General features: G+C 71.5%; 14 protein-coding genes and 1 pseudogene. 8 read left to right on the top strand and 7 right to left on the bottom strand.

What is annotated here, in order from left to right; all coding sequences use genetic code 11:
• The first annotated feature begins 41 nt into the window (after positions 1–41).
• Together DEJ06_RS09970 and DEJ06_RS09965 are read left to right on the top strand one after the other, a co-directional pair.
• Positions 42–878, top strand: a complete 837-nt coding sequence (locus DEJ06_RS09970; protein WP_111039182.1) for an exodeoxyribonuclease III — start codon at positions 42–44, stop codon at positions 876–878.
• A 151-nt stretch (positions 879–1,029) separates the two neighbouring features.
• Positions 1,030–1,278: a hypothetical protein gene (locus tag DEJ06_RS09965; RefSeq protein WP_027464862.1), complete on the top strand. Its 249-nt coding sequence runs from the start codon at positions 1,030–1,032 to the stop codon at positions 1,276–1,278.
• A 33-nt stretch (positions 1,279–1,311) separates the two neighbouring features.
• Here DEJ06_RS09965 and DEJ06_RS09960 read toward each other — a convergent pair whose 3' ends face one another.
• Positions 1,312–1,659, bottom strand: coding sequence for an aldehyde dehydrogenase (locus DEJ06_RS09960; protein WP_232536581.1), 348 nt, complete (start codon positions 1,657–1,659; stop codon positions 1,312–1,314).
• On the opposite strand from DEJ06_RS09960, the gene DEJ06_RS18265 reads away from it, so the two are divergent.
• Entirely contained in the window at positions 1,658–1,807 is a 150-nt protein-coding gene (locus tag DEJ06_RS18265) for a hypothetical protein (protein WP_181436780.1), read from the top strand. The two genes, DEJ06_RS09960 and DEJ06_RS18265, sit on opposite strands and share 2 nt — an antisense overlap.
• A gap of 283 nt (positions 1,808–2,090) precedes the next feature.
• Here the strand turns inward: DEJ06_RS18265 and DEJ06_RS09955 are convergent, their stop codons facing one another.
• The gene (locus tag DEJ06_RS09955) at positions 2,091–3,014 is read right to left on the bottom strand and encodes an AEC family transporter (RefSeq protein ID WP_111039180.1); all 924 of its coding nucleotides are present in this window, start codon (positions 3,012–3,014) and stop codon (positions 2,091–2,093) included.
• An 84-nt stretch (positions 3,015–3,098) separates the two neighbouring features.
• Between DEJ06_RS09955 and DEJ06_RS09950 the strand changes: the two genes are divergently transcribed.
• From DEJ06_RS09950 to DEJ06_RS09940, 3 genes are all read left to right on the top strand, one after another.
• Positions 3,099–3,695, top strand: a complete 597-nt coding sequence (locus tag DEJ06_RS09950) for a nitroreductase family protein (protein WP_111039179.1) — start codon at positions 3,099–3,101, stop codon at positions 3,693–3,695.
• Between the two features lie 82 nt (positions 3,696–3,777).
• Positions 3,778–4,212 (top strand): acyl-CoA thioesterase, encoded by a 435-nt coding sequence (locus tag DEJ06_RS09945; protein ID WP_017886352.1) that lies wholly within the window; start codon positions 3,778–3,780, stop codon positions 4,210–4,212.
• A gap of 82 nt (positions 4,213–4,294) precedes the next feature.
• On the top strand, positions 4,295–5,053 hold the full coding sequence (locus DEJ06_RS09940) for an HAD-IIB family hydrolase (protein WP_111039178.1): 759 nt from the start codon (positions 4,295–4,297) through the stop codon (positions 5,051–5,053).
• A 100-nt stretch (positions 5,054–5,153) separates the two neighbouring features.
• On the opposite strand, the gene DEJ06_RS09935 is transcribed toward DEJ06_RS09940, so the two are convergent.
• Together DEJ06_RS09935 and DEJ06_RS09930 are read right to left on the bottom strand one after the other, a co-directional pair.
• Entirely contained in the window at positions 5,154–5,774 is a 621-nt protein-coding gene (locus DEJ06_RS09935) for a phosphoribosylanthranilate isomerase (RefSeq protein ID WP_071404336.1), read from the bottom strand.
• 55 nt (positions 5,775–5,829) lie between these two features.
• A complete protein-coding gene (locus DEJ06_RS09930; protein ID WP_110864242.1) occupies positions 5,830–6,882 on the bottom strand; it encodes a serine/threonine-protein kinase in 1,053 nt (350 codons plus the stop codon).
• 198 nt (positions 6,883–7,080) lie between these two features.
• Between DEJ06_RS09930 and DEJ06_RS09925 the strand changes: the two genes are divergently transcribed.
• Positions 7,081–7,284, top strand: coding sequence for a DUF2945 domain-containing protein (locus tag DEJ06_RS09925; RefSeq protein WP_027464869.1), 204 nt, complete (start codon positions 7,081–7,083; stop codon positions 7,282–7,284).
• Between the two features lie 3 nt (positions 7,285–7,287).
• On the opposite strand, the gene DEJ06_RS09920 is transcribed toward DEJ06_RS09925, so the two are convergent.
• Together DEJ06_RS09920 and DEJ06_RS09915 are read right to left on the bottom strand one after the other, a co-directional pair.
• On the bottom strand, positions 7,288–8,061 hold the full coding sequence (locus DEJ06_RS09920) for a DedA family protein (RefSeq protein ID WP_253183683.1): 774 nt from the start codon (positions 8,059–8,061) through the stop codon (positions 7,288–7,290).
• Positions 8,062–8,112: 51 nt separating this feature from the next.
• Positions 8,113–9,282 (bottom strand): ROK family transcriptional regulator, encoded by a 1,170-nt coding sequence (locus tag DEJ06_RS09915; RefSeq protein WP_181436769.1) that lies wholly within the window; start codon positions 9,280–9,282, stop codon positions 8,113–8,115.
• Positions 9,283–9,326: 44 nt separating this feature from the next.
• Here DEJ06_RS09915 and DEJ06_RS09910 point away from each other — a divergent pair.
• Positions 9,327–10,808: pseudogene (locus DEJ06_RS09910) on the top strand (beta-N-acetylhexosaminidase); the annotation flags it as partial.
• 16 nt (positions 10,809–10,824) lie between these two features.
• On the opposite strand, the gene DEJ06_RS09905 reads toward DEJ06_RS09910, so the two are convergent.
• Positions 10,825–13,044, bottom strand: coding sequence for a fructose-specific PTS transporter subunit EIIC (locus tag DEJ06_RS09905; RefSeq protein ID WP_258372592.1), 2,220 nt, complete (start codon positions 13,042–13,044; stop codon positions 10,825–10,827).
• Positions 13,045–13,113 lie beyond the last annotated feature (69 nt).

Genomic DNA, 13,113 nt, shown 5'->3' with positions numbered 1-13,113 from the left:
GCCGACCTCGTCGTCAGTCAGCACCGGTAGGTTCTTGTTCCATGCGCGTGGCGACCTGGAACGTGAACTCCGTCCGCACCCGAGTGGGTCGGATCGTCGACTGGCTGGTGCGTGAGGACGTCGACGTCCTCGGCATGCAGGAGATCAAGTGCAAGCCGGAGCAGTTCCCGGTCGAGCAGTTCGAGGCCGCGGGGTACCACGTCGAGGCGCACGGCCTGAACCAGTGGAACGGCGTCGCGTTCGCCAGCCGGCTGCCGATGGACGACATCACCCGCGACTTCCCCGGCCAGCCCGGGTTCCTGAAGGGCCACGAGGGGCCGGACCTGCCGGTCGAGGCCCGCGCGATCGGCGTCACGGTCGACGGTGTGCGGCTCTGGAGCCTCTACGTCCCGAACGGCCGCGAGCTCGGCGACCCGCACTACACGTACAAGCTCGACTGGCTCGCCCAGCTGGCCGACCGCACCTCGGAGTGGATCGAGGCGTCGCCGGAGACCCCGCTCGCGCTGATGGGCGACTGGAACGTCGCACCGCTCGACCAGGACGTATGGGACATGCGGGTCTTCGAGGGGTCCACCCACGTCAGCGAGCCCGAGCGCGCCGCGTTCCGCGAGTTCGAGGCGCGGGGCCTGCAGGACGTCGTCCGCCCGATCGTGCCCGACGGCTACACCTACTGGGACTACAAGCAGCTGCGGTTCCCGCGCAACGAGGGCATGCGCATCGACTTCGTCCTCGGTTCGCAGGCCTTCGCCGACGTCGTCACCGACGCCTCGATCCACCGGAACGAGCGCAAGGGCGACGCCCCGAGCGACCACGTCCCCGTGGTGGTCGACCTCGACCTGGACACGTCGCTCGACGACGACCGCCCGATGATCTTCTGACCGGAGTCGGGTCACCGGCCCCGTCCGGCCCGGCCCGGCCCGGGATCGGCGCACGTCCGACTCTGTTACGCCCGGCGTCCGCCGTGATTGAGCCGTCCGTCACGCCGACGTAGGTTTCCTGCACCGAACCCCTTCGAGAGCAGGTGAAGCCATGTCCCGCACGACGATCCTTCCCATCCAGCGCCTCATGGCGACCGCGGCCCCCGGTGCATGGCGCGACGGCATCGTCGTCGAGACCCGCGCAGCCGACGCCGTGGTGCTGTTCCTCGACGGGAGCATCACGCAGCTGCGGGTGGCGGACGCCGACGGCGTCCTGTCGGTCGGCGAGCCGGTCGCCCACCACCCGGTCGCAGAGATCCTCAGCGCCGGCGGTCGACAGACCACCGCACGCGTCGCGTAGCGCGCACGCGTCGCGGAGCGCGCACGGAGCGGGTCAGGCCGCCATCGAGTCGAGCATCGCCTGGCACTTCGACACCATCTCGTCGCAGGCCATGGCGCAGTAGCGGCACGACTCGTCCATGTCCTGGTGCTGACGGCACTCGGCGGCACACGCGGTGCCCATCGCGACGACGGCCATGAGCATCGCCTGCATCGCGGCGGTGTCCATCCCCATCGGACGCATCATCATCCGCATGCCGGTGTCGGCGAGCATCGCGGTGTTCGAGCACATCGCGGCGCAGGTGGCCATCTCGCCGCCCATCCGCATGTCGGCCGCGGAGCACATCGTCGCCGCCATCGACGCGGCGTTCATCGCCATCATCGTGTCCTGCATCATGTCCATGTCCATCTCCATGGGCATGTCCGTCATCGACATGTCCTTCATCATCGCCATCGTGTCCATCGCCGGTCTCCTCGTCGTGGTCATCGGTCACGAGGCGGTCCGCCCCGTGTGCCCGCCAGGGTACGCGCGTGCCGTCCGCGCTTCGTGAGCAGGAACGGTCGAGTCTGCGACCGCCACCCGACCTTTTCTGCTCACCATCCGCGGTGGTCGCCACCACAGCCGGACGGGAGGCCCGGTGCACCCCCGCCACGGGCTTCCCGTCCGCCATGTCGCGCGACCACGGCGCGGAAGACGCCGGCGTGTCCGCAGGACGCCCGCAAGAGCGCGAGACGCCGCCGAATGCGGCGGCGTCTCGGCGACATCGAGGCGTCTCGACAACACGACGGCGTCTTCCGGGCGGCCACACGCCGGCGTCGCGCGTCCAGGGCGCGCTATGGGTGCAGCAGGGCGGCGATCGCGACGAGCACGGGCACCGAGCCGAGCGTCGAGATGAGCACGACGTCGCGCGCCACCGGGACCGCTGCCCCGTACCGCTGCGCGTAGTTGAAGACGTTCTGCGCCGCCGGCAGGGCGCCGAGGGTGGTGAGCACGAAGACCTCCTGGTCGCCGAGCCCGAACACGAACCGGGCGAACACGAACGCCACGGCCGGCATCACCACGAGCTTGATCGACGACGCCACGATGACGTCGGTCCGGATGGCCGGGTCCCGCAGCGGGGTCGCACCGTGCAGGCTCATCCCGAACGACAGCAGCACGACGGGCACCGCGGCCGCGCCGACGAGCGAGAACGGCTCGAGCACCGGGTCGGGCAGCGTGATCCCGGTCGCCGAGCACACGAGCCCGACGAGCGAGGCGATGATGATCGGGTTCCGGAGCGGCCCCGCGATCCGTCGTCCCCATCCGCCGCCACCCGCGGTCGCCGCGTCGAGGATCGTCAGCGCGATCGGGGCCATCACGACGAGCTGCAGCAGGATCACCGGGACGACCGCGGTCGCCTGGCCGAGCACGTACACGGCCACCGGCAGCCCGATGTTGTTCGCGTTCACGTAGCTCGACGCCAGGGCGCCGACGGTGGTCGTGGTGACGGGGCGGCGCAGCACGAAGCGGAACACGGCGGCGGCACCGAGGGCGACCACGGCGGCGCTCAGCAACGAGACCCAGAGCATCGAGGACAGCAGCGACGCGATGTCGGCGGTCGCGATGGTGTGGAACAGCAGGCACGGCATCAGCACGAAGAAGGCGAGCCGGCTCATCACGAACTGCGCGTGCGGGCCCAGCAGGCCGATACGTCCGACGACGTACCCACCGGCGATGATCGCGCCGATGATCGCGAAGCCGGTCAACACGCCACCCATCCCGTCCATCCTGGCACCTGCCGGCGGTGATGTGACGTCACTCAGGTCGGAAATGCGTACGCATCGAATACCGTTGAGCGCATCATGACCTCGACGAACGCCGACACCCTCACCCGGTCCACCGACTCCAGCCAGCCGCTCGTGCCGCTGCTCGAGGAGCGCTGGAGCCCCCGCTCCTACGACGAGACCGCGACGATCTCGGACGACCAGCTGGACGCCGTCCTCGAGGCCGCTCGCTGGGCACCCTCGGCCATGAACTTCCAGCCCCGCCGCTTCATCGCCGGCCGCCGCGGCACCGAGACGTTCCGGAAGATCAACGAGAACCTGCTCGGCTTCAACGCCGCCTGGGCCTTCCGCGCCAGCGCCCTCGTCGTCGGCGTGCTCGAGACCGTGACCGCTGACGGCGAGGAGCGCCCCTTCGCGCAGTACGACCTCGGCCAGTCGCTCGCCGCGCTGACCGTGCAGGCGCACGCCGAGGGCCTGCACGTGCACCAGATGGCGGGCATCGACGCCGCCGGGCTCCGTGCCGCGTTCGACCTGCCCGAGCGCTTCCTGCCGTACACGGTCACGGCCGTCGGCACCGTCGCGCACCCGTTGCAGCTCGACGACAAGGCCGCCGAGCGCGAGGTCGCCCCGCGCACCCGCATCCCCCTCGACGAGGTCGTCCTCGTCAAGGAGTGAGCTCCGGCGGCACCGCCGCCCGCGATCGCCACGACGGCCGCGTCCCTGCGGGGGCGCGGCCGTCGGCGTACCATGACGTGACATGGATCAGCACCAGGACGACGCCCCGCCGGAGATGAACTTCTACACCCGGAAGTGGGTGCGACCGGAGGACCTCAACGCCAACGGCACCCTGTTCGGCGGCAGCCTGCTCCGCTGGATCGACGAGGAGGCCGCGGTCTACGCGATCATCCAGCTCGGCAACGGCAAGGTCGTCACGAAGTACATGTCGGAGATCAACTTCCTGTCCTCGGCGAAGGAGGGCGACATCGTCGAGATCGGCCTCGTCGCCACCCGGTTCGGCCGGACGTCGCTCACCATGCGGGCCGAGGCGCGCAACCTCTTCACGCACCGCAGCATCCTGACGATCGACGAGGTCGTCTTCGTGAACCTCGACGAGGACGGCAACCCCGCACCGCACGGCTACACCGACATCACCTACGCTCGCGACCGGGTGCCCGCCACGCACCGCGCGTGACCCCGCAGACTTCGCGCAGCACCGGGGCGCCCGGATGGTCGCACCCTGCGGCTGGTCGGCGGGCTCTGGCAGGATCGGGGGCATGACCACCCCCCGCCTCGTCGCCTTCGACCTGGACGACACGCTCGCCCCGTCGAAGTCCTCCCTCGACCCCCGCATGCTCGAGACCTTCGCGTCCCTGCTCGAGGTCGTGCCGGTCGCGGTCATCTCCGGCGGCAACTTCACCCAGTTCGAGCAGCAGCTCGTCACCCCGCTCCGGCAGCGCGACGGCCTGACGCTCGACGCCCTGCACCTGCTGCCCACCTGCGGCACCCGGTACTACCGCTGGGAGGACCAGGACTGGGCACTGCAGTACGCCGAGGACCTCACCGAGGAGCAGAAGGACCGCGCCCTCGCCGCGGTCGAGGCCCGTGCGCAGGAAGCCGGGTACTGGGAGTCCGAGACCTGGGGCGCCATCCTCGAGGACCGCGGGTCGCAGATCACGTTCTCCGCACTCGGCCAGTCCGCCCCGGTGGACGTCAAGAAGCAGTGGGACCCGACCGGCGAGAAGAAGGACCACCTGCGCCGCCTGGTGCAGCAGGACCTGCCCGACCTCGAGGTCCGATCGGGCGGCTCCACCAGCATCGACATCACCCGCAAGGGCATCGACAAGGCCTACGGCATGCAGCGCCTGGCCGAGATCACCGGCATCGCACTCGACGACATGCTCTTCGTGGGCGACCGGCTCGACCCCGAGGGCAACGACTACCCGGTGAAGGCGCTCGGGGTCCCCTGCCACGCGGTGCAGGGCTGGGAGGACACGGACGCGTTCCTGACGGAGCTCATCCCCACCCTGCGCTGACCGCGCGGCGGACGGGAGGCCCGTGGCGGGCCCGCACCGCGCCTCCTGTCCGTCCGCGGTCGCGTCCAGAGCCGCGAACGCGACCGACGCGGCCGGGCGCTCAGCCCAGGCTGCGGACGGCCTCGACGAAGGCGCGGATCTTGGCGGGGTCCTTGACGCCGCGCTCGGACTCGACCCCGCTCGACACGTCGACGCCGTCGGGGTCGAGCGCCTCGACCGCGGCGACCACGTTGGCCGGGGTCAGCCCGCCAGCGAGGATCCAGGCCTCGTCCACGCCCTCGATGGTGGCCGGGTCGATCAGGCGACCGCTGCCGGGCACGGCGGCGTCGAGCAGCAGCAGGTCGTGGTCGAACGCGGCGCGCTGTTCGGGCGTCTCGCGCAGGTAGTCCTCGGCCGCGATGGCCCGGATGGTGAAGAAGCCGGCGTCGCGCGCGCGGGCGAAGTCGGACGCCGACTCGCCACCGTGCAGCTGCAGCGTCGTGAGCCCGACCTCGGAGGCGATGCCCACGATCTCGTCGATCTTCTGGTCCCGGAAGACCCCGACGGCGTCGATGCCGTCCGGCACCCGCTCGACGAGTTCCTTCGCCAGGTCGGCGGTGACGGTCCGGGGGCTGCCCGCCGCGAAGACGAACCCGACGGCGTCGGCACCCGCGTCGACGGCGGCGTCCACGGTGTCGGGCGTCGACAGGCCACAGATCTTGATCCAGCGCTGGTCGGTCATGCTGTCCATCCTGCCAGGGTGCTCCGGTACCCGGAGCACGGAGCCGCCGAGCGGGTCAGTGCAGGGCGCCCGCGACGTAGGCGGCCACGCAGGCCGCGGTGACGCCGAAGGCCGCGAAGGACCCGACCAGGACGTTCCGCCGCCGCCAGCGCCGCACCGCCGAGAACGTGCCGCGCTTGGCGTGCCGGTGCGCGGCACGGTGCATGCGGTGGTCGCGCTGGTGCTTGACGCGTTCCGGACCGAGCGGCACCGGGCCGGTGATCTGGGTGGAGCCGCCGCGCAGCGCGTTGGCGATGGCGACCGCGGTGGGCCGGCGCTCCGGGTCGCGGGCCGTCATCCGGCTGAGCAGCTCGCGCCACTCGTCGGCGACGTCGTCCGGGACCTCGGGGTCGCGGCGGAGCCGGGCGAGTGCGGCCTCGATGAGGGTGCCCGAGTACTCCTGCTTGCCGGTCAGCGCCTCGAGCAGGACGAGCCCGAGCGAGTACACGTCGGTGGCGAAGCTGATCGGTTCGCCGGCGACCTGCTCCGGGCTGAGGTAGGCGGCGGTGCCGATGACCGTGCCGTCGTTCGTCAGGCGGGAACCGTCGACGAAGTGGGCGACGCCGAAGTCGGTGAGCTTGACCGTACGGGCGAACCCGGACGAGCCCTCGTCGCTGATCAGGATGTTGGCGGGCTTGACGTCGCGGTGCACGATGCCGCGGGAGTGCACGTAGGCCAGGGCGTCGGCGAGCTGCGCACCGAGGTCGGCCACCTCGTAGTTGTGCAGGGCACCCTCGGACAGCCGGCGGAGGAGGGTCGTGTCGGCGATGAGCTCCATCACGATGAACCGGTGCGGGCCGTCCTCGAACTCGTGGGTGCCGGCGTCGTACAGCGGGATGAGGCCCGGGTGGGAGAGCATGCTGAGCAGCCGGATCTCGCGCTCCTGGCGGACACGGTCGGCGGTGGTCATCTTGTCCGGGGTCGCGAAGAGCTTCACGGCCACGGCCCGGTACGTGTGCTCGTCACGGGCTTCGTAGACGGATCCCATGCCGCCGGTGCCGATGAGCTTCACGAGCCGGTACCGCGCAGAGAGGACGGTGTCCGCCCGCGCGCTGTCCAGCAGGGTCATGGTGTCCGTCGTCCCGTCCGGAGCCCGTGGTTCCGCGGCGCCTGCCGGCGTGTGGGCTCATGGGAAACGGTACGCGTCCGACTCTCGATCCGCATGGCCGTTACGACATCGTGATCGCCGTACTTCCCTGAGTTCCCGGGGATCGACGGGGTACAGTCCGACCTCCACCAGGACGAGGAATCGCGCAAGGAGGACAGCATGGCGTTGTCGAAGGGTGACGAGGTGCACTGGAACACCTCGCAGGGCAGGACGACCGGCACGCTCGTGCGCAAGCGGACGAGCGACTTCGAGTTCGACGGGCAGCACTTCAGGCCGACCGACGACGACCCGTACTGGATCGTCGAGTCGGAGAAGAGCGGCAAGCAGGCCGCCCACAAGGAGTCGGCGCTGACGAAGGCCTGAGGCTCAGTCGCGGGCGGGCTCGGCGCGACGACGACCCCGGGCACCGCCCACGGCAGGGCTGCCGGCGGCGTCGTCGTGGTCGTCGTCGGGGCCGCCCGTGCGCCGCTCGGCGCGGACACGGCGGACCCGGCGCACGACGAAGGTCACCACGACCGCGGCGATCGCGACGTAGAGCACGCGGTCGATCCACTCGGTGTACGCCTCGACCTGGTCGTACTGCGACCCGAACGCGGCACCGAGCAGCACGAGCGCGCTGTTCCAGATGCCGCTCGCGATGATCGTGAACACCGAGAACGTGCCGAGGTGCATGCGGTCGGCGCCGGCCGGCAACGAGATGAGGCTGCGGACGATCGGGACGAACCGGCCGAAGAACACCGCGCTCTTGCCGTGCCGGTGGAACCAGCCGGCTGCCTTGCGGAAGTCGTCCTCGTCGACGAGGGGCAGCTTGCCGAACCACCGCGTGGTGCGTTCGAACCCGATCTTCGCGCCGAGCCAGTACAGCACCAGCGCCCCGAGGTACGAACCGATCGTCGCCAGCACCAGGACCAGCACGAGGTTCATCTGGCCGGCACCCGCGAGGAACCCGGCCAGCGGCAGGATGACCTCGGACGGGATGGGCGGGAACACCGTCTCGACGAAGAGCATCAGCCCGACGCCCCACTCCCCCAGCGCGTCGATCAGCTGCAGCACCAGGCCGGAGAGGCCGCCGAGGTCCGACGGGGCGGTGGAGTCGCCACTGGCGACGGTCATGGCACGGGCGGTCACGGCAGTCGTCATGCCCCCAGCATCCCTGAACGCCCTGTCAGGACCCGGCACGCTCCCTGGGTGTCAGCCGAGTCCCATGTGAGCGGACCGGACGTGGGCGAGCGACCGGGCGAGCGCGCCCCGGGCGACGGCGTCGCGACCGACGGTCGACGGGGCGAACACCACCGGGTGCCGGAGCTGTGGCGTGACGATCTCGTCGAGCGCGGCGCAGAACACCTCCGCCGCCGGCAGGACCTCGCCACCGACGACGACGACCTCGGGGTCGATCGTCGTCACGAGCTGCACGACGCCGGGTGCCACGTCGGCCGCGAACGCACGGACGGTCTCGACGGCCGACACCGAGCCCTGGGCCGCCGCCGCGAAGACGGACTCGAGGTCCGTGCCGGACGGGATCCGGGCCTCCAGGCGGGCGGGTGCGGCGGGCCAGCCCGTCGAGGCGATGCCGCCCATCTCCCCGGCCGCACCGCGCGCACCGCGCGCCAACGAGCCGTCGACCACCAGCGCGGCACCGATCTGCCGACCCATCACCAGGTACAGGGCGTCCCGGACGCCGTGGAACCGCCCCCACCGGGCCTCGGCCGTGGCCGCCAGCTTGGCGTCGTTGTCGAAGAAGGTGGCGACCCCGGGGAAGAGGTCCTGGATCCGGCCGGGCACCCGTCGCTCGACCCACTCCGGCACCGCGACCGTGTAGTCGATCGCGCCGTCGCGGTCGACGACCGCCGGGACGCCGAACGTGGCACCGAGCACCGGCGCACCACCGACGGAGCCGCCGACCGTACCTCCGACGGGCGCCGTCAGCCGACGGACGACGTCCTGCACGCTCGACCAGGCCTGTTCGGCGTCGGCGAGGTCGGTGTAGCGCTCCTCGACGCGGGCGAGCGTGACGCCGCGCAGGTCCGCGCGCACGCCGACGATCCCGTGCAGGCCCAGGTCCACGCCGAGCACGGAGCCGGCCGACGCGTCCGCGGCGAAGCGCTTGGCGCGACGACCGGCCTTGTTCGGGGTGGCGATCGCCTCGGCCTCGGTCACCCAGCCCTCGTCGACCAGGTCGGCGAGCGCCGCCTCGACCGTGGGGCGGGAGAGTCCGACCGTGCGGCCGAGCTCGGTGACCGTGCGGGAGACGTCGTCGCGCAGGAGCTCGTCGAGGATCGCCCGCGAGTTCATCTGCCGCAGGACCCCCGGGGTCGTCCCGACGGCGCCCGGGGTCGTTGACACGGTCTGCTGCACGGCCATAGCCTCCACATTACGAAAGATCATTGAGGAATGGTGGCTCCGACATGCTCGTCCCACGACCGCGCCGCACCGCTCCCGGTGTCGGGGCCTTCGCGATCACCCCGTCGACCCGGATCGCCGCCGACCCGGCGAGCGAGTCCGTCCGACTGTACCTGCAGCAGACCCTGCGGGGATCGACCGGGCTGCCGGTGCGGGACGCCCTCGACGACACGGCACCGGGGGCCGGCACGATCGCGCTGCGCGTCGCCGACGACCCGTCCCTGCCCGCGGGCCCGACGACGCCGGAGGGCGACCGAGTGGAGTCGTTCCGCCTCACGGTGACGCCGGACGGCGTCGACGTCGTCGGCGGCTCGCCCGCCGGGGTCTTCTACGGCGTGCAGGCCCTGCTGCAGCTGCTGCCCCCGGACGTGTACCGCCGCGGCCGGGTCGCGACCGGTCCGTGGTCCGTCCCCGCCGTGGTCGTCGAGGACGCCCCCGCCTTCGCCTGGCGCGGCGTGATGCTCGACGTCGCCCGGCACTTCCGGACGAAGCACGAGGTCATGCGGGTGGTCGACCAGCTCGCCGCGCACCGGATCAACCGCCTGCACTTCCACCTCACCGAGGACCAGGGGTGGCGGATCGAGATCCGGAAGTACCCGCGCCTGACCGAGGTCGGGTCCTGGCGTCGGGAGTCCCAGGTCGGCGCGCACGTCCCCGGGCCGGACGGCACACTCGTGGTCGCCGGGTTCGACGGCCGCCCGCACGGCGGGTACTACACGCAGGACGACGTCCGCGAGATCGTGGCGTACGCGGCCGACCGGTTCGTCACCGTCGTCCCCGAGATCGAGACCCCCGGGCACGTCCGCGCCGCACTGGCGGCCTACCCGTCGCTCGGCGTCACGGGCGAACCGGTCGAGGTGTGGACGGAGTGGGGCATCGCCGACGACGTCCTGAACGCCGAGGACGCCACGATCGTCTTCTTCAAGGACGTCCTGGACGAGGTCATCGCGCTCTTCCCCTCCGGCTACATCGGCATCGGCGGCGACGAGTGCCCGAAGGTGCAGTGGGAGACCGACCCCCGCACCCAGGAGCGCATCCGCGAGCTCGGGCTGCAGGACGAGGAACAGCTGCAGGCCTGGATCATCGGACAGCTCGCCGCACACGTCGAGTCGCACGGCCGGCGGGCGTTCGGGTGGGACGAGATCCTCGAGGGCGGCACGCTCGACCCCTCGGCGACCGTGGTCTCCTGGCGCGGGCTGACCGGCGCACGGACCGCCGCCCGCCGCGGGCACGACGTCATCTCGTCGCCGGACGACCAGGTGTACCTCGACTACCGCCAGAGCGACCTGCCGACCGAGCCGATCCCGGTGTCGATCGTGCTCACCGTCGACGACGTCTTCGCCTTCGACCCGGTGCCGTCCGGACTCACCGACGCCGAGCGCGCCCACGTCATCGGCGGCCAGGGCAACATGTGGACGGAGCACGTCGACTCCGCCCGTCGGCTCGACTACCAGCTCTTCCCCCGCGTCGCCGCCCTCGCCGAGGCACTGTGGTCGGCGGACGTCACCGGGCCGCGCGACCTCGCCGAGTTCCGCGGACGCCTGGCCGAGCACACCGCCCGGCTCGAGGCCATGGGCATCGAGTACCGGCACGAGGCCGGGCCGTTCCCGTGGGAGCAGCGACCGGGCGTCCCGGGGCGCCCGCACTCGCGTGAGGAGCGGGCGGCGTACATCGACGCGGTGACGGCGAACATCGCCGAGTAGCACGCGTCGCGACCGGACGACGGACCCACTTCTTCAGGGCGACGAGCACCAGCGCGGACACCACGGTCCCCGCCAGGATCGCGACGACGAACATCAGGACGTCACCGATCGCGAAGAAGACGAAGATCCCGCCGTGCGGCGCTCGCGAGGTCACGCCGGCAGCCATCGAGATCGCACCCGTGATCGCGGCACCGACCATCGACGCCGGGATGACGCGCAGCGGGTCGGCTGCGGCGAACGGGATCGCACCCTCGGAGATGAAGGACGCACCGAGGAGCCACGCGGCCTTGCCGTTCTCGCGCTCCGGCTTCGTGAAGCCCTTGCGGTAGAGCACGGTCGAGGCGAGCGCGAGTGCGAGCGGCGGCACCATGCCGGCCGCCATGACGGCGGCCATGATCTCGAACGGCACCACGTTCGTGGCGGTCCCGGCACCGAGCCCGGCGACGGCGAACGCGTACGCCACCTTGTTCACCGGACCACCGAGGTCGAACGCCATCATCAGCCCGAGGATGATCCCGAGCAGGACGGCCGAGGCACCCGACAGGGAGTTGAGCCAGGCGGTGAGCTCGGTCATGACCCAGGCGATCGGGCCACCGAGCACCAGGAGCATGAGGCCCGAGGCGATGATCGACGCGAACAGCGGGATGATCACGACCGGCATCAGACCACGCAGCCAGCGCCAGGTCGGGATGCGCCCGATCCAGTACGCGGCGGCACCGGCGATGAGGCCACCGACCAGGCCACCGAGGAACCCGGCGTTCATGAACACCGCGATCGACCCGGCCACGAAGCCCGGTGCGATGCCCGGGCGGTCGGCGATGGCGTAGGCGATGTACCCGGCGAGTGCTGCGACCAGGAACCCGAGCGACACCTGTCCGATCTGGAACGCGGCGGCGCCGAGGTAGTAGCCGAGGCCCTCCGGCGGCAGGTTCAGCAGCGTCGAGTTCGTCAGCGTGTAGGCAGCGTTGCTCATGCCCGAGTCGCCGTGGTTCAGCGCGATGCCGTACCCGGAGAGCAGGAAGCCGAGCGCGATGAGCAGTCCGCCGCCGGCCACGAACGGGATCATGTAGCTGACGCCGGTGAGGAGCCAGCGCTTGAGCGACTGGCCGAAGTGCTCGTTCTTGGCGGTGGACTCGCCCTCGACGGCGGCACCACCCTGCACGCGTGCGGCGTGCGGGTCCTCCGAGGCGCGGATGGCCTCGGCGATCATCTTGTCGGGCTCGTCGACACCGCGCTTGACGGGTCCGGACACGAGCGGCTTGCCGGCGAACCGACCGCGATCGCGGACGTCGACGTCGACCGCGAACACGACGGCGTCCGCACGGGCGATGAGGGCCGGGTCGAGGGGTTCGACCTGCGAGGACCCCTGCGTCTCGATGTGCATCTCGGCACCGGCACGCTGAGCTGCGGCGACGAGGGCATCCGCCGCCATGTAGGTGTGCGCGATGCCGGTCGGGCAGGCGGTGACGCCGACGAAGACCTTGCGGCCCGCCTCCGGCGCGGTGGCCGGTTCGGAGGCACCGCTCGCCTTCCCGACGCCGGCCTCGGCCACTTCGCCGCTCACCTCGTTGTCGACCAACCGGACGATCTCGTCGGGGGTGGTCGCGGCACGGAGCGCGGCGGTGAAGTCCTCGCGGATGAGCGCACGGGCCAGGGTCGAGAGGACCGTCAGGTGGTCCTTGTCCGCCCCCTCGGGCACGGCGATCATGAAGACGATGTCGGCGTCGCCGTCCGGGGCGCCGAACGGCACCTTCCGGGCCAGGCGCGAGAACGCCAGCGTTGGCTCGGACACCGACGCCGACCGGGCGTGCGGGATGGCGATGCCGCCGGGGACGCCCGTTCCGACGCTCGCCTCGCGCTTGATGGCGTCGTCGGCGAGCGTCGCGCCGTCGGCGGCGCGGCCGGTCGCGGCGACGCGATCGGCGAGCACCCGGATGACGTCGGTCGACGTGGCGCCGAGGTCCTCGTCGAGGCCGACGAGCTGTGCGCTGATGAGGCGCGGACTCGAGTCTGCGGACATGTGCTTGCTCCTTCGCAATGGCGCTGATCGCGCGGTGGTGCAGGTGTTCGTGGGGTGGTCGGGCGGGGT

The sequence above is a fragment of the Curtobacterium sp. MCLR17_051 genome, assembly GCF_003234395.1.
In the GTDB taxonomy this organism is placed as follows: Bacteria; Actinomycetota; Actinomycetes; order Actinomycetales; family Microbacteriaceae; genus Curtobacterium; species Curtobacterium flaccumfaciens.
The sequence above is the reverse complement of the archived record's forward strand: the minus strand, read 5'-3'. Positions and strand labels throughout refer to the sequence as shown.